The organism is Streptomyces endophyticus (genome assembly GCF_035798155.1).
Taxonomy (GTDB): Bacteria; Actinomycetota; Actinomycetes; order Streptomycetales; family Streptomycetaceae; genus Streptomyces; species Streptomyces endophyticus.
Genome location: NZ_JAOZYC010000130.1, coordinates 1 through 15,767, shown reverse-complemented (window position 1 = coordinate 15,767; position 15,767 = coordinate 1). Strand labels below are relative to the sequence as shown.

The following is a 15,767-nucleotide window of genomic DNA, read 5'->3' as shown; positions in this document are numbered from 1 at the left end:
CTGAACCAGTTTCGAAGTGGGCCTTGACAGTGGATCACCAGCTCCGCAGACTCGTAATGAATTCAGTTCAGTTTGAACGAAGGGGATCAGAGATGGCAGTGGAAGACGAGATCCAGTTCGAGCGTGACGGCCACGTCGCCCGTGTCTGGCTCAACCGCCCGTGGAAGAAGAACTGCGTCACGGTCCCGATCCTGGACCGCCTCGACGAGATCATCACCGAGGTCGACGCGGACCCCGAGCTGCGCGTCCTGGTGTTCCGCGGTCGCGGCGGCACCTTCTGCTCGGGCTTCGACCTCGACAGCCTGAAGGCGGAGTACGTCGGCAAGTCGAACGCCATCGACGTCGCGGTCAAGTCCGCGAAGGTCTGCGACCGCCTCTACTCGATGAAGACGCCCTCGGTCGCGGTCCTGGAGGGCCACGTCACCGCCGGCGGCTTCGAGATCATGATCTCCTGCGACTTCGCGATCGCCGCGGACGACGCCAAGATCGGTGACTTCCACATCAACCGCGCACTCTACGGCGGCGCGGGCCCGATCTACCGGGTGCCGCGCATGATCGGCATCCGCAAGACCAAGGAGCTGATGCTCACCGGCAAGCTGCTGTCCGGCATCGAGGCCACCGAGTTCGGCCTGATCAACGACCACGCGCCGACCGAGAAGCTGGACGAGACGGTCGAGGAGTTCATCTCCCACCTCACCGACAAGAGCCCGTTCACGATGTGGCTCACCAAGATGACGATCGACCGCAGCCTGGACGCCGACACCCAGTCGCTGATGGTCATGGAGCACCTCGCCGTCGGCGTGGCGCTCAACTCCGAGGACGCCGCCGAAGGTGTCTCGGCGTTCCTGGAGAAGCGCGAGCCCAAGTGGTCGGGGCGCTGATCCGGATGACGACGCTTCCGCGGAGTCCGGCCGCCGGACCCCAGGGCTCGTACGGCCTCAAGGGCTCGCACTGCTCCGGCTGCTCGGTGACCGTGTACCCCGCGGACGAGTCGTGCCCGCGCTGCGGAGGGCCGGCCGCCGATGCGGTCCTGTCCGGCGCGGGCACGCTGTGGACCTGGACGGTGCAGCGGTACGCGCCCAAGTCCCCGCCGTACAAGGAACCGCCCGGCGGCTTCGTGCCGTTCGCCCTCGGCTACGTGGAGCTGGACGAGGGTGTCCGGGTGGCCGCGGTGCTCGACGTAGGCGACATCGACGACCCGGACGCGGTGCGGATCGGCATGCCCCTCACCGTGGTCACGGGCGACGGGGTGCCGAGGGCCCGGCCCACGAACACCGTTGAGGAGGAGGGCTCATGAGCGCCGACGACGTCATGATCTGCGGCGCCGGACGCACCCCGTTCGGCCGCTCGGAGGCCAGCGGCCGACAGCTGGCCGTCAGCGCGGTGGGCGCCGCGCTCGCGGACGCCGGGATCGAATGGTCCCGGGTGCGGGCCGCGTTCGGCGGCAGTGACAGTGCCGGCCTCGCCGACACCCTGGTGGCCCAACTCGGCCTGACTGGACTGCCGTTCGTGAACGTCAAGAACGGCTGCGCGACCGGCGGCAGTGCGCTGGTCTCCGCCGTCAACGCCATCCGCTCCGGCATGGCCGACGTCGTCCTCGCCGTCGGCTTCGACAAGCACCCGCGCGGTGCCTTCGACCCGCGCCCCGAGGACTGGGGCCTGGGCGAGGAGTACGGCAGCGACGGCCTGATGGTCACCACGCAGTTCTTCGGCATGAAGATCCAGCGCTATATGCACGACCACGGGATCACCCCGCAGACCCTCGCGCTGATCGCGGAGAAGGCGTACCGCAATGGTGCCCGCACCCCCGAGGCCTGGCGCCGCAAGCCGGTCTCCGCGGCGGAGATCCTGGACTCCGGCATGGTCAGCGACCCGCTGACCCGCTACATGTTCTGCTCCCCGGGCGCGGGCGCCGCCGCCCTCGTCCTCTGCTCGCCCGAGGTCGCCCGCACGCTGGACGCCCCTTCGGTGACCCTGCGATCCGCGGCCGTACGCACCCGGCGCTTCGGCTCGTTCGAGGTGTTCAGCCCCTGGATCCCCGGGGGCGAGCTGACCAGCGTCAGCCGCGACGCCTCGGCCGCAGCCTTCGAGGAGGCGGGCATCGGCCCCGGCGACGTCGACGTCGCCCAGCTCCAGGACACCGAGAGCGGCGCCGAACTCATGCACCTGGCCGAGTGCGGCTTCTGCGAGGACGGCGAACAGGAACGCCTGATCGCCGCCGGCGCCACGGAGATCGACGGGCCGCTTCCGGTCAACACCGACGGCGGCTGCATCGCCAACGGCGAACCCATCGGCGCGTCAGGACTGCGCCAAGTCTACGAAGTCGTCACGCAGTTGCGGGGTGCGGCCGGAGAACGGCAGGTGCCCGGAGCACCCAGGGTCGGCTTCACCCATGTGTACGGCGCCCCGGGCGTGAGCGCCTGCACGGTGCTGTCCCGATGACTGGCTGTGCCGATGGCCTGCTGTCCCGCTGTCCCGCTGAACGGAAACGGAGGTGAGGAAGACATGACCGGAGCAACGGGAACACCCGAACCCGAGGAGTTCCGCGACCGGGCCCGGCAGTGGCTCGCCACAGCAGCCCGGCCGCGCGCCACCGACGGCGCCTGGGGCAGCGGCTCCGACTCGGTCGCGGTCTTCGAGAACTGGACGGACGACCAGGAGCGCGCACACACCGCCCGCACCCAGGAGTGGGAGCGCACCCGGTACGACCAGGGATGGGGCGCGCTCAACTGGGAGGCCGCCTACGGAGGACGTGACCTGCCCGCGTACTACGAGCAGCTCTACCGCTCCGAAGAAGCCGCCTTCGACGTGCCGCACCGCACCGAGATCTTCCCGGTGACCCAGCAGCTCGTCGCCCCCGCGATCGGCATCTGGGGCACCGACGAGCAGAAGCGGCGCTGGCTGCGCCCGATGCTGCGCACCGACGAACTGGCCTGCCAGCTCTTCTCGGAGACCGAGGCCGGCTCCGACCTCGCCGCGGTGCGCACGAAGGCGGTGCGCGACGGCGACCACTGGGTCCTCGACGGGCACAAGGTGTGGACCTCCGGGGCGACCGTCGCGACCTGGGGCGTGGCGGTGTGCCGCACCGACCCCGACGTCCGCAAGCACGCGGGCATCACCGTGTTCCTCGTCCGCATGGACGCGCCGGGCGTGACCGTGCGGCCGATCCGGCAGATGACCGGCGGCGCCAGCTTCAACGAGGTCTACCTCGACGGCGTCGTCGTCCCCGACACCGACCGGCTCGGCCCGGTCGGCGAGGGCTGGCGGGTCACGCTCGGCGTGCTCGCCGCCGAACGGCTCGACTCCGGCAACCTCGGCCTCGACAACGCCGACCGGGCGCTCGACCTGGCGCGCAACCTGCCCCGCCCGCTCACCGGCGCCGAACAGCAGCGATCCGCCGACCTCTACGTACGCGCCCTCGTACAGCGCCTCATCGGGCTGCGGGTGACCGGCGCCCTCGTCGCGGGACGCGAACCCGGCGCCGAGGCCTCGGTCGGCAAGCTGTACGCCACCGAGACGATGCGCCGCACCAGCGACCTCGTCTCCGACCTGCTCGGACCGTCCCTCGTCGCCGACACGGGGGAGTGGGGCACGTACGCCTGGACGGAGCACCTGCTCGGCGCGCCCGGCTACAGCATCGCGGGCGGCACCGACGAGATCCAGCACAACATCCTCGCCGAGCGCGTGCTCGGCCTCCCCAAGGAGCCCGTCCGATGAGCACGGTCACCCCCGTCGCCGCACTGGCCCTGCGGGTCCGCGACCGGCTCGCCGAACGTCATCCCGGCGCGCCCGTAGGGGAGTTGGCGACGCTGCCGGGCGGACACTCCGGACTGACGTACTCGGTCACGGCCGGGGAGGCGAAGTACGTCGTCAAGGCGGTGCCTCCGGGGCAGCGGCCGATCGGGCGCAATGATGTGCTGCGCCAGGCGCGGGTCCTGCGCGCGCTCTCCGGATCGGCCGTGCCCGTGCCGGGGGTCGCGGTCATCGACGAGGAGCAACCGGCCTGGTTCGCCATGGAGTTCGCCCCCGGGGTCGCCGTCGAACCCGTCCTCGACGAGCCCGAACTGCCCGCCGCGACGGCGCGGGCCCGGATGCTGGACAGCGCCCGCGTCCTGCGCGCCCTGCACGACACCGACGTACGGGACCCCGATCTGGAGGCGCCCGAACCCCTCGACGCGGCCGGCGAGCTGGAACGGTGGAGCCGCACCATGCACGCCGTCCCGGCCGAACTACGGCCCGGAGGCGAGGAGTTGCTCGCACGCCTCGCCGAGGACGTGCCCGGCGGCCTCCCGCCCGTGCTGCTGCACGGCGACTTCCGGCTCGGCAACGTGCTGTACGAGGGCGAACGCGCCGCCGCCGTCGTCGACTGGGAAATCTGGAGCGTCGGCGACCCGCGCATCGACCTCGGCTGGTTCCTGCTCTTCGCCGACCACCACAACTTCCCGCAGCTGGGACGGGAGGTGCCGGGCCTACCCACCGAGGCCGAACTCCTCGACGCCTACCGCGACGGCGGTCCCGAGCTGCCCGCGATGAACTGGTTCCGGGCGCTCGGCCGCATGAAGATGGCCGCGATCATGGGCCACAATCTGCGCCGGCACCGCGAGGGCAAACACCACGACCCGGACCAGGAGCGACTGCCGCCGACCATCGCCGCGATGATCCGCACGGCGCGCGACATCCTCGGCTGACCCCAGCGGCCCGTTCAGACCCACCACAGGAGCCATCGTGGATTTCGGATTCTCGCCGCGCGCGAGTGAACTCCAGGACCGCATGCGGTCGTTCATGGAGCAGCACGTCCTTCCCGCGGAAGCGGTGTACGACCGGCAGCTCGCCGAGGCGGACGACCCGCACGCGCTGCCGCAGGTGATGACCGAGCTGAAGGAGAAGGCCCGCGCCGAGGGCCTGTGGAACCTCTTCATGGCGCACGGCGACTGGGGCGCAGGACTCACCAACCTCGACTACGCGCCCCTCATGGAGCTGGCCGGGCGCTCCATCATCGGCCCCGAGGTGTTCAACTGCTCGGCGCCCGACACCGGCAACATGGAACTGCTCGCCCTGTTCGGCACTCCCGAGCAGCAACAGCGGTGGCTGCGGCCCCTGTTGGACGCGGATATCCGCTCCTGCTTCGCCATGACCGAGCCGGAGGTCGCCAGCTCCGACGCCCGCAACATCCGTACCCGCATCACCCGCGACGGCGATGAGTACGTCGTCAACGGCCGCAAGTGGTACACCTCCGGGATCCTCGACCCCGACTGCGAGCTCATCATCCTGATGGGCAAGACCGACCCGGACGCGCCCACCTACCGGCAGCAGAGCATGCTGCTCATCCCCCGGGACACCCCGGGCGTCACCGTCCTGCGCGACCTGCCGATGTTCGGGTACTCCGACCGGCTCGGCCACGGCGACGTGCTCTTCGAGGACGTCCGGGTACCCGTGGAGAACATCCTCGGGGGAGAGGGTGAGGGCTTCGCGCTCGCGCAGGGGCGGCTCGGCCCGGGACGCATGCACTACGCGATGCGTGCCGTCGGATTCGCCGAGCGCGCCTTGCAGTTGATGTGCGAACGCGTCACCGCGCGCGAGGCCTTCGGTGGTCCCCTCGCGGACCGCGGTGTCGTCCGTGAATGGATCGCCCGCAGCCGCATCGAGATCGAGCAACTGCGGCTCCTGGTCCTCAAGTCGGCCTGGCTGATGGACACCGTCGGCAACGCCGCCGCCCGCATGGAGGTCGCCGCGATCAAGGTCGCGGCCCTGGAGGTCGCCCACAAGGTCGTCGACCGCGCGGTGCAGGCCCACGGTGCGGCCGGGGTGAGCGACGACACCGTCCTGGCCCGGCTGTACTCCATCACGCGGGCCCTGAAGATCGCCGACGGCCCCGACGAGGTGCACCTGCGGACCGTGGCCCGGCAGGAACTCGCCCCGTACAAGAAGAAGGCAGGAGCCGCGTGAGCACCCACACCCCGCCCCACACCCCGACCGACACCCTGAAGGACAGGGTCGCCGTCATCACCGGCGGATCCCGTGGCATCGGCCTCGGCATCGCCGCCGCCTACCGCGCGGCCGGCGCCCACGTGGTGATCGCGGCCCGCAAGGCGCCCGGACTCGCCGAGGCGCGCGAGGAGTTGCTGCGCGTCAAGGGCGACGGCGACATCCACACGGTCGTCGCCAACGCCGGCGAGCCCGATCAGGCCGAGGCCTGCGTCGACGAGACCATGACCCGCTTCGGCCGCCTCGACATCCTCGTCAACAACGCGGCGACCAACCCGTACAACGGCGACCTCATCGACCTGGACCTGCCGCGCGCGGAGAAGACCGTCCGCGTCAACCAGTACGGCATGCTCGCCTGGACCCGGTACGCGTGGCGGTCCTGGATGGCCGAGCACGGCGGAGCGGTCGTCAACATCGCCTCCGTCGGCGGCCTCATCGTCGACCCGCACATCGGCTACTACAACGCCACCAAGGCCGCCATGCTGCACATGACCCGGCAGCTCGCCTACGAACTCGGGCCGAAGGCACGGGTGAACGCCATCGCGCCCGGCCTCATCAAGACGGAGCTGGCGCGCGCCGTGTGGGAGGTCCGCGAGCCGCTCCTCACCGCCAAGCTGCCCATGCGGCGCCTCGGCACCGTCGAGGACGTGGCGAACGCCGCCCTCTTCCTCGCCTCCGACGCCTCGTCCTGGATGACCGGCCAGACCCTCGTCCTCGACGGCGGCGCGACCGCCCTGCCGATCGGGGTCGACGAATGAGCGACATTCCGCGCCCTGCCGCCGAACTGTTCTCCCTGGAGGGCAGGACGGCCCTCGTCACGGGCGCCTCCGCCGGGCTCGGCGCCCGGTTCGCGGCCGTCCTCGCGCAGGCGGGCGCCACCGTGTTCGCCGCCGCACGCCGCATCGACCGGCTGAAGGAACTCGCCGACACCGACGCCCGCATCCACCCCGTGGCCTGCGACGTCTCGAACGAAGCCGACCGTACGAAGCTGGTCGACACGGCCCTCGCCGCCACCGGCCGCATCGACATCCTCGTCAACAACGCCGCTACGTCAGGTGAGACGCGCGCCGAGGACGAGACCCCGGAAGCCTTCGCCGACGTCCTCGGTGTGAACCTCACCGCGCCGTTCCACCTGGCGAGGCTCACCGCCGAGGCGCCGGGCGACGGCTCCGCCAAGAGCGTCATCAACGTCTCCTCCATCCTCGGCCTGGTCTCCGCGGCGCCCCTCGGCGGCGCGAGCTACGCGGCGTCCAAGGCCGGACTGATCGGCCTGACACGGGAGTTGGCCGGGCAGTGGGGCCGCTCCGGGACCCGCGTCAACGCGCTCGCCCCGGGCTGGTTCCGCACCGAGATGACCGCGGACCTCTTCGGCGACGAGCGCTCCAGCCGCTGGGTCGACCGCAACACCCAGCTCGGGCGCGGCGGCGACGCCCAGGAACTCGACGGCGCGCTGCTGTTCCTCGCCTCGGACGCCTCCACGTACTGCACCGGTCACATCCTGACCGTCGACGGCGGATGGACCGCGCGATGACGGCCGCGCTCACCACGGTCACCACGGACATCGACGACGGCGGCCTGGCCCGCGTCACCCTGTGCCGGGGCGACGCAGGAAACGCCATCGGCCTGCGGACCGCGCGCGGACTCCTCGACGCGGCACGCGCCTGCGAACGCGCGCCCGTGCGAGCCGTCCTGCTCACGGCCGAAGGGAAGTCCTTCTGCGTCGGCGGGGACCTCAGGGAGTTCTCCACGCTCTCCGGCGAGGCACTGGAGAAGCACCTCATCGCGGTCACCGACGCGCTGCACGAGGCGCTGCGCACCTTCGCCGCCCTCGACGCGCCCATGGTGGCCGCCGTGCAGGGCGCGGTCGCGGGCGCGGGCATCGGCCTGGCCGCGGCGGCCGATGTGACCCTCGCGGCCGACAGCGCCACGTTCACCGCCGCGTACACCGGGATCGGCTACTCGCCGGACGCCGGAGCGAGCTGGTTCCTGCCGCGCCTCATCGGCCCCAAGCGGGCCCTCGACCTGCTGCTCACGAACCGTAGGACATCGGCAGCCGAGGCCGCGGAGCTCGGTCTGGTGAGCCGCGTCGTGCCCGCCGGACACCTGCCCGAGGAGGCCGCGAGGACGGTCGAGGCGCTGCGCCGCGGACCCACCGCTGCCTTCGGTGCCACGCGGCGGCTCGTCGCCGCCGGGCTGATCTCGCCGCTGGGCCCGCACCTGGACCGCGAGGCCCGCGCGCTCGCCGCCGCGGCCGCCTCCGACGAGGGCCGCGAGGGCGTCGCCGCCTTCCTCGGCAAACGCGCGCCCGACTTCACGGGCACCGCGTCCGGCACCTGATCAGGACCCCGCCCCTTCGTATCTCGTGGAGCCCACCATGCCCGCCATGTCACAAGCTTTCATCGTCGGCGCCGTGCGCACCCCGGTAGGCCGGCGCAAGGGCGCGCTCAGCGGCGTCCACCCCGCCGACCTCGGCGCACACGTGCTGCGCGCCCTGCTGGAGCGCAGCGGGGCCGACCCGGCGGCCGTCGACGACGTCTACTTCGGCTGCGTCAGCCAGATCGGCGCCCAGAGCGGGAACATCGCCCGCACCGCCTGGCTGTCGGCGGGCCTGCCGCAGCACGTCCCCGGCACCACCATCGACCGGCAGTGCGGATCGTCCCAGCAGGCCGTCCACTTCGCCGCCCAGGCCGTGGGCTCGGGCGCGGCCGATCTGGTGGTCGCGGGCGGGGTCGAGGTGATGAGCCAGGTGCCCATCGCGAGCCCCATGTTCGTCGGTGAACAGGCCGGTCTCGGCAGCCCGTTCGCCGGTGACGGCTGGCGCGAGCGCTTCGGGGAGCAGGAGGTGTCGCAGTTCCGCGGGGCCGAGCTGATCGCCGAGAAGTGGGGCATCACCCGCGAGGACATGGAGTGGTTCGCTCTCGGCAGTCACCAGCGGGCACTTGCCTCCACGGCGGCCGGCGACTTCGACGACGAGATCGTCCCTGCCTTCGGGCTCACCACCGACGAGGGCCCGCGCGCCGACACCACCCCGGAGAAGATGGCGGGCCTGAAGCCCCTCACCGAGGACGGCAGGCTGACCGCCGCCGTGTCGAGCCAGATCTCCGACGGCGCCGCCGCCCTCCTGATCGCCTCGGAGGACGCGGTACGCCGCCACGGGCTGACCCCGCTCGCCCGGGTGCACAGCACGGCGGTCGTCGGCTCCGACCCGATACACATGCTGACCGGTCCGATCCCCGCCACCGAGAAGGTCCTCGACCGGGCAGGACTGACGATCGACCGGATCGACCTGTTCGAGATCAACGAGGCCTTCGCCTCCGTCGTCCTCGCCTGGCAGAAGGAGACCGGTGCTCCGCACGAGCTGGTCAACGCCTTCGGCGGGGCGATCGCGCTCGGGCACCCGCTCGGCGCGACGGGCGCCCGGCTCATGACCACGCTGGTTCACCAGTTGCGCAGGACGGGCGGTCGCTATGGTCTGCAGACGATGTGCGAGGGCGGCGGCATGGCCAACGCGACCGTACTCGAACGGGAGTGATCGATCCGGTTGGCAACTGAGTTCAACTTGGGTTTACTCTCGGGTACGACCACGGTGGGGACGGCCAGGAGAGAAGTCATGACAAGGATCGTTGAACCGGAGGCGGGGCCCAGGTCGAAGCGGGCCGCCATCCTCACGGCCGCTGTGGACTGCTTCGGGGAAGCCGGGTTCGAGGCCACGAAGTGGTCGACGGTGGCGGAGCGCGTCGGGATCGGCCAGACCGCCCTGTACCACTACTTCGAGTCCAAGACCCACTGCCTGCTCACGATCATGCGACTCGAACTGGAGCGCTCGCACGACCGGTTCGTCGAGGCGACCAAGGACGTCGAGGAGCCCGTCGAGGCGCTGCGGGCCGCGGTCCGGGCGGCGTACGTCGTCTCCCCGCACGAGGTCCTGCAGATGCGCATCCTGCAGAACCACATGGACCTGCTGTCGGGTACCCGCAAGTCCAAGCGCGAGGAGGCCGAGCGGGTCGCGGCCCGCCAGCTCGTCCAGGTCGTCGAGAGGGACTGGACGAACCTGTTGGTGAAGGGCATGTCGCAGGGCTCGTTCCCGCTGCGGGACGCACAGCTCCTCGGCGGCAGCGTGCTCGGCCTGATCGTCAGCGTATGGCGCTGGTACCGGCCCTCGGGGCCCACGCCCCTGTCGGAGATCAGCGAGTTGATCGAGGGCGCCTGCGTACGCATGGTCGCTTCCTGACCCCATAGTCGTTTCCTGACCCCATAACGGCACACCCGGCGCGGCCCCCGACGGACATCCGTCGGGGGCCGCGCTGTTGTCCGAGGCCGTCCCCGTCAGGGGTGCGGCGATCCGTACGTGTCCGGCCATTGCCAGCCGCGTTTCCCCGGGATTAACATCCGAACTGAATTGAACTTAACTCAGGTTGATCTGAGGGAGGGGTCATGCGACGACGCAGGACTCGCGTACTCATCGCCGCGTTCGCCGCGACGCTCGCCCTGCTGGCCAACGCCTGCGGCACGGGAAACCCTTCGGCGGTGGACGACAAGGTCATCAAGATCGGTGCGTGGTACCCGCTCACCGGCCCGCTCGCGTCGTTCGGGATCCCCGAAAGGGCGGGAGCCGACGCCTACTTCAAGTCGGTCAACGCGCGGGGCGGCATCAACGGCCGCAAGATCGACTGGATCGTCAAGGACAACGCCAACGATCCGCAGCAGACCGTCCAGATCGCCCGCAGGCTCGTGGACCAGGAGGGGGTCCAGGCGATCGTCGCGACCAACGGCACCTCCCAGACGCAGGCCACGTTCCCCTTCGTGCTGGAGCAGTCGAAGGTGCCGGTCCTCAACACGCTGGGCGGCGACGCCTCCTGGTACGAGCCGGCTCGCGACGGCCTCTTCGGCCTGCAGACGCTGTACGAGGACCAGGCGGCCGCACTCGGGCAGTGGGCGGTGCGGGACGGCGCCAAGAAGGTCGTCGTCGTGCACAGTGATCCGAAGGCCTTCGTGAACGTGGGCAAGGAGATCGAGCCCGCCGCCCGCAAGACCGACCCGTCGGTCAAGGTGAAACGGCTGACGGTGAAGTACCAGACCTCCGACTACAGCCCGGTGATCAGCAAGGTCAGGGCCGAGAAGCCCGACGCGGTCGTGCTGATCCTCACCGCCGCCGAGACCGCCTCCTACCTCAAGGAGGCGCGGCTGCAGAGGCTCAACGCCCAGGTGTACGGCTACGCGCCCGTGGCCGCGCAGGCCACGCTGAACCTGGCAGGAAAGGCGGCCGAAGGGGTCAAGGCGCTCCAGTTGGTCAGGTCGCCGCACGACGACGACCCGGCCATCAAGGAGTTCCGCGCGGGGATGGCGAAGCACGAGCCGGGCCAGCCCGCCGACTTCATCACCCTGTGGGGCTGGGAGGCCGCGAAGGCCTTCGTCGAGATCGCCAAGACCATCGACGGGCCGGTCACCAGCGAGTCCCTGACCCGGGCCTACGAGAAGGCGCGGCACGTGGACACCGGTGTGGGTCCCGTTCTCAACTTCGGCCCCGGCCGGAACCTCGGCACCCGCGACGTACAGAAGGTCGTCGTCTCGAACGGCCGTTGGGAGTCCCGGGGCGACTTCTTCACCCCGCCGAAGCGCGACTGACCCCCGGCACACCGCGCACGGTGCCACCATCGAACGAAAGGACCGACCATGGCCGACGTACTGCTCGCCTACATGGCGCGCATGGACAGCGACAACCCGGAGGCGGCACTCGACCTCCTCGAACCGGACTTCCGTTTCCACATCGCCCTGCCGGGCCACGAGGCGACGGGACGGTCCAAGGCGGACTTCGCCGCCTACATCGGGGGCCGCAACGCCGTGGACAGGGAGCACCGCATTCTCCGGAGCAGCCGCGACGGCGATCTGGAGACCGTGTACGGCGTGGTGACCGAGTCCGGGAAGTCCGTCGGGTCCTTCCTGTCGGCCGCCGTGGTCACGCCCGAGGGGCGGATGGCCCGCTATCAGTCGTACTTCACCACGACGTACGACCTCATCGACCTCCCGGAGTGAGACATGACCGAGACGCCCACCGCCCCCGCCGCGGCCCCTTTTCTCACCGCGTGGTTCGAGATCCTCGACAGTGACACACCGAACCGGATCCTCGACCTGATCAGCGACGACTTCTCGCTCTCCATCCTGTTCTCCACCGGCGACGGCAACGCGACCGACTTCGCCGGTGACCGCGCCGCGCTCGTCGGCTACCTGGAGCAGCGGGAGCGGGGCACACGTACCCACCATCTCCTGTCCGCGACCACGCTCGGCCAGGACGAGCTCTTCCTCGGCGAGGTGCGGCGCGCGGGTGTCCCCGAGGCGAGCTTCGTGGCCGCCGGACGTGTGGACGACAAGAACCGGCTGCAGCGACTGCTGATCGGCCGGTCGTCCGACATCCGGTTCGACTGACCTGCCGCGCCTTCAACTGACGTAGTACGAAAGGTAGTTGTGTACAACCTCGTCCTGCTGGCCGCCCGGCCGCCCGAGTGGACGCACGAGCGCTTCATCGACTGGTGGCGCGGCGACCACGCCGAACTGACGTACCGCCTGCCCGGGTTGCGGTCCTGGCGGCACACCGAGATCGACCAGGCACTGGAACCTCGCTCCGAGGGCTGGGACGGCATGTCCGTGCTCGGCTTCGACTCCCCGGAGGACCTGAGGAAGGCCCTCAAGAGCCAGGAGTGGGCCGACGCGATCGCACAGGTGGGGGACATGAAGGGACGCCGTATCGCGGTCATGGGGCACGAGGCGGAGATGTTCACCGGCTGACCCCGCCGCGGCACGCACCACACGGTCATCACGGAGTTCGGTACGGCGTAGCGAGGAAGTGGGATGCGACAGGTAGTGCGGGAGTTCCAACACAGGGCCGAGCAGGAGGACTTCGTCGCCGTCGTCGACGACACCGGCCCACATACGGCGCGCGAGCTGCTCGCCGAGGCGGCCCGGCTCGTCGAGGTCATGTGCCCCGGCGGGACCGACGGCGCGGGCGCCACCGTCGCCCTCCAGGCCGACAACTCATGGCGCACCGTCGCCGGCAGCCTCGCCGTGGGCCTGACGGGAGGCGTCCTCGCGGTGGTCAACCGGCACACCACACATGCGGAGTTCGCCGCGGCACACGAGGACATCCGGCCCGACATCGTGGTCGCCGAGCCCTCGGCGATGGACGAGTGGGGTGTGTCGGATCTGGTGCCCGAGGGCGGCCGGGCGGGCACAGTGCTCGACGGCTGGGCCTGCCGGTCCGCGCCCGGACCGTACGACGCGGCCCGCTGGTCGGGCGGCGCCCTCATCGGGCTGACGTCCGGTTCGACCGGGCGGCCCAAGGGAGTGGTGCAGTCCGAGGAGGCCCTGCGGTACGCGGGGACCAGCACCATCGAGATCAACGGGCTGACGCGCGGGGACGCGGTGGCCGCGATCGTGCCGCTGTCGTCGACGGCCGCGTACTGCTTCGGCGTCTACCTCTCCCTTCTGCTGGGCGGCCCGCTCGTGCTGACCGCCAAGTGGGACCGGGCCGTGGCGCTGCGGCGGATGGCCGAGAACGACGTCCGCTGGAGCATGTGCGTCCCGACGATGGCGCTCCAGATGGGCGCGGAGGCGGCCGGATCCGGGGTGCTCGGGGGAGTGCGGGCGATCACGGTCGGCGGCGGGCCGATGGACCGCGGCGCCCTCGCCCGCGCCGAACAGTCCCTGGGCACGAGGATCCTGCGCGTCTTCGGCATGTCCGAGTGCCTCGGTCACACCTCGCCGGGCCCGGACGACCCCGAGGAGATCCGGCTCGGCAGGGACGGCCGCCCCTTCCCCGGGACGGACCTGCACGCACTCACCCCCGACGGCGCCCGGGCCCCCGCGGGTGTCTCGGGCCGGGCGCAGGTGCGCGGCCCCTCCCTCTTCCTCGGCTACGCACGCGACGGCCGGGTCGAGCCGCCGGAGCTGACGGAGGACGGCTACTTCCCCACCGGTGACCTGCTGATGACCCACGAGGACGGCACCGTCACCATCATGGGCCGCGAGAAGGACATCATCATCCGCGGCGGCCGCAACATCGACATCACCGAGATCGAGCGGGCGGTGGCCGCCTACCCGCGCGTGGCCAGAGCGTGCGTAGCCGCCGTACCGGACGAGGTGCTGGGCGAACGCATCGCGCTGCTCGTCGTCACCGAGGACGGCGGCGCCGTCGACCTGGCGGAGATCACCGAGCACCTGGAACACGTGGGTCTTTCCAAGAACAAGTGGCCCGAATTCGTCTACGGCATCGAGGAGTTGCCGCAGACCAAGGTCGGCAAGCTCGACCGGTCGGGGGCCGGTGCACTGGCCCGCAGACTGCGTGCACGCACCCCCGAACGGGCCTGACCGCCGGGCTCACCGAGGGCCGCGCCGGCACCCGAGCGGCGCGGCCCGCACCGCACCACCCGTACCACCGACCACGGCGCAACAGCCGGCAAGGGAGAGTCATGACAGCGCGGTTCGACCAGGGCCCCTGGGCCGCAGCCGGAGTCCAGACGGTGCAGCCCGGAGTGCACCGCGTTCCGCTGCCGCTGCCCAACGACGGCCTGCACGCCGTCAACGTCTACCTGCTCGAGAACCTGGCGGAGGACGACGGCATCGTCATGATCGACGGCGGCTGGGCGATCCCGGAGGCCCGCAAGGTGCTGGAGGAGGCCCTCGCCGCCATCGGCCGCGACCTCGGCGACATCAGCCACATCCTCGTCACCCACATCCACCGCGACCACTACACCAACGCGGTGGAGCTGCGCCGACTCCTGGGCTCGCGCGTCTACTTGGGCGCGGGGGAGCGGCCGGGCCTGGAGATGCTCGGCCGGCTGGGCAGCGACTCACCGGCGGGCTCGCTGGACACCCTGCGCCGGGCGGGCGCCGGTGAACTGGCCGACCACGTCCAGGCGATGGACCACGGCGGCTACGACCCGAGCGTGTGGGAGGCCCCCGACCGCTGGCTCGGCGCGGAGACTCTGTGCTTCGGCGACCGCGAACTGCGGGTCGTGCCAACTCCCGGACACACCAAGGGACATGTCGTCTTCCTCGACGAGCAGCGGGGGCTGCTGTTCTCCGGGGACCACGTCCTGCCGCACATCACCCCGTCCATCGGCTTCGAACTGACCGAACCCGGCGGCCGTCCCCTCGCCGACTACCTGGACTCGCTGCGGCTCATGACCCGCTACGCCGACACGCGTCTGCTGCCCGCCCACGGCCCGGTCACCGACAGCGCCCACACCCGGGTCGCCGAGCTGCTGACCCACCACGACGACCGGCTCGCCAAGAGCCTGGCCGCCCTGGGGGACGCCACGCTCGACGCCCACGCGGTGGCGCGCGCCCTGGGCTGGACGCGCCGCGAAGTCCCCTTCGCCGACCTCAGCGCCTTCAACCAGATGCTGGCCGTCAACGAGACGGCGGCGCATCTGGACGTCCTGGTGCTGCGGGAGCGGGCCGCGGTCGCGTTCGTGGACGGGGTGAACCAGTACACGCGGGTGAGCTGAGCGACGGCGTGGCCGTGGCCGGTCAGCGGGGCTCCTCGCCCTGGGCGACCTCTACGTTGTGGTGGAAGGTGGCGGCTCCGACGGCCCCGGTGGTGACGGAGAGCGCCGCGCAGCAGGCGAGGAGGACGGCGATCCAGCGCGCCGCACGCGGGTGGGGTGCGGGGGCGAGCAGGGCAGTGACCCGCTGGGGGACGGGGCCGGTGGTGGCTGCGGGGGCGAAGTCCGGGCGTGCGGGGTGCGGGGAGCCGGCGGTGTGGCCGGCGAGTGCGGCGCGGGCGA

Annotated in this window: 17 protein-coding genes and 1 pseudogene; 17 read left to right on the top strand and 1 reads right to left on the bottom strand. The window is 71.2% G+C overall.

Annotated elements, in window-relative coordinates; genetic code table 11:
* The first annotated feature begins 92 nt into the window (after positions 1-92).
* The 17 genes from OKJ99_RS22155 (at position 93) to OKJ99_RS22075 (ending at position 15,488) form a co-directional block, all read left to right on the top strand.
* Positions 93-881, top strand: a complete 789-nt coding sequence (locus OKJ99_RS22155) for an enoyl-CoA hydratase/isomerase family protein (RefSeq protein ID WP_326018955.1) — start codon at positions 93-95, stop codon at positions 879-881.
* A 5-nt stretch (positions 882-886) separates the two neighbouring features.
* Entirely contained in the window at positions 887-1,297 is a 411-nt protein-coding gene (locus OKJ99_RS22150; RefSeq protein ID WP_326018953.1) for a Zn-ribbon domain-containing OB-fold protein, read from the top strand.
* Positions 1,294-2,442, top strand: a complete 1,149-nt coding sequence (locus OKJ99_RS22145; protein ID WP_326018952.1) for a thiolase family protein — start codon at positions 1,294-1,296, stop codon at positions 2,440-2,442. The genes OKJ99_RS22150 and OKJ99_RS22145 overlap by 4 nt, the downstream gene beginning before the upstream one ends.
* Before the next feature lie 63 nt (positions 2,443-2,505).
* The gene (locus OKJ99_RS22140; protein WP_326018950.1) at positions 2,506-3,717 is read left to right on the top strand and encodes an acyl-CoA dehydrogenase family protein; all 1,212 of its coding nucleotides are present in this window, start codon (positions 2,506-2,508) and stop codon (positions 3,715-3,717) included.
* Positions 3,714-4,688 carry a phosphotransferase family protein gene (locus OKJ99_RS22135; RefSeq protein ID WP_326018949.1) on the top strand — a complete coding sequence of 325 codons (975 nt, stop codon included), beginning with the start codon at positions 3,714-3,716 and terminating at the stop codon, positions 4,686-4,688. Before OKJ99_RS22140 ends, OKJ99_RS22135 begins: the two co-directional genes overlap by 4 nt.
* 37 nt (positions 4,689-4,725) lie before the next feature.
* A complete protein-coding gene (locus tag OKJ99_RS22130; RefSeq protein WP_326018947.1) occupies positions 4,726-5,946 on the top strand; it encodes an acyl-CoA dehydrogenase family protein in 1,221 nt (406 codons plus the stop codon).
* A complete protein-coding gene (locus OKJ99_RS22125) occupies positions 5,943-6,743 on the top strand; it encodes an SDR family oxidoreductase (protein WP_326018946.1) in 801 nt (266 codons plus the stop codon). Before OKJ99_RS22130 ends, OKJ99_RS22125 begins: the two co-directional genes overlap by 4 nt.
* Complete coding sequence (locus OKJ99_RS22120) at positions 6,740-7,516, top strand: SDR family NAD(P)-dependent oxidoreductase (RefSeq protein ID WP_326018944.1); 777 nt, start codon at positions 6,740-6,742, stop codon at positions 7,514-7,516. The genes OKJ99_RS22125 and OKJ99_RS22120 overlap by 4 nt, the downstream gene beginning before the upstream one ends.
* The gene (locus tag OKJ99_RS22115) at positions 7,501-8,322 is read left to right on the top strand and encodes an enoyl-CoA hydratase/isomerase family protein (protein WP_326018942.1); all 822 of its coding nucleotides are present in this window, start codon (positions 7,501-7,503) and stop codon (positions 8,320-8,322) included. The genes OKJ99_RS22120 and OKJ99_RS22115 overlap by 16 nt, the downstream gene beginning before the upstream one ends.
* Before the next feature lie 46 nt (positions 8,323-8,368).
* Positions 8,369-9,517, top strand: a complete 1,149-nt coding sequence (locus OKJ99_RS22110; protein ID WP_326018940.1) for an acetyl-CoA C-acetyltransferase — start codon at positions 8,369-8,371, stop codon at positions 9,515-9,517.
* A 78-nt stretch (positions 9,518-9,595) separates the two neighbouring features.
* Positions 9,596-10,216: a TetR/AcrR family transcriptional regulator gene (locus OKJ99_RS22105; RefSeq protein WP_326018938.1), complete on the top strand. Its 621-nt coding sequence runs from the start codon at positions 9,596-9,598 to the stop codon at positions 10,214-10,216.
* 203 nt (positions 10,217-10,419) lie between these two features.
* Positions 10,420-11,610, top strand: coding sequence for an ABC transporter substrate-binding protein (locus OKJ99_RS22100; RefSeq protein ID WP_326018936.1), 1,191 nt, complete (start codon positions 10,420-10,422; stop codon positions 11,608-11,610).
* A gap of 48 nt (positions 11,611-11,658) precedes the next feature.
* The gene (locus OKJ99_RS22095; protein WP_326018934.1) at positions 11,659-12,018 is read left to right on the top strand and encodes a nuclear transport factor 2 family protein; all 360 of its coding nucleotides are present in this window, start codon (positions 11,659-11,661) and stop codon (positions 12,016-12,018) included.
* Positions 12,019-12,021: 3 nt separating this feature from the next.
* A complete protein-coding gene (locus OKJ99_RS22090) occupies positions 12,022-12,408 on the top strand; it encodes a hypothetical protein (protein ID WP_326018932.1) in 387 nt (128 codons plus the stop codon).
* 39 nt (positions 12,409-12,447) lie between these two features.
* On the top strand, positions 12,448-12,768 hold the full coding sequence (locus tag OKJ99_RS22085; RefSeq protein ID WP_326018930.1) for an EthD family reductase: 321 nt from the start codon (positions 12,448-12,450) through the stop codon (positions 12,766-12,768).
* A 63-nt stretch (positions 12,769-12,831) separates the two neighbouring features.
* Positions 12,832-14,346 (top strand): class I adenylate-forming enzyme family protein, encoded by a 1,515-nt coding sequence (locus OKJ99_RS22080; protein WP_326018928.1) that lies wholly within the window; start codon positions 12,832-12,834, stop codon positions 14,344-14,346.
* 101 nt (positions 14,347-14,447) lie between these two features.
* The gene (locus tag OKJ99_RS22075; protein WP_326018926.1) at positions 14,448-15,488 is read left to right on the top strand and encodes an MBL fold metallo-hydrolase; all 1,041 of its coding nucleotides are present in this window, start codon (positions 14,448-14,450) and stop codon (positions 15,486-15,488) included.
* 22 nt (positions 15,489-15,510) lie between these two features.
* On the opposite strand, the pseudogene OKJ99_RS22070 reads toward OKJ99_RS22075, so the two are convergent.
* Positions 15,511-15,767: pseudogene (locus OKJ99_RS22070) on the bottom strand (M56 family peptidase); the annotation flags it as partial.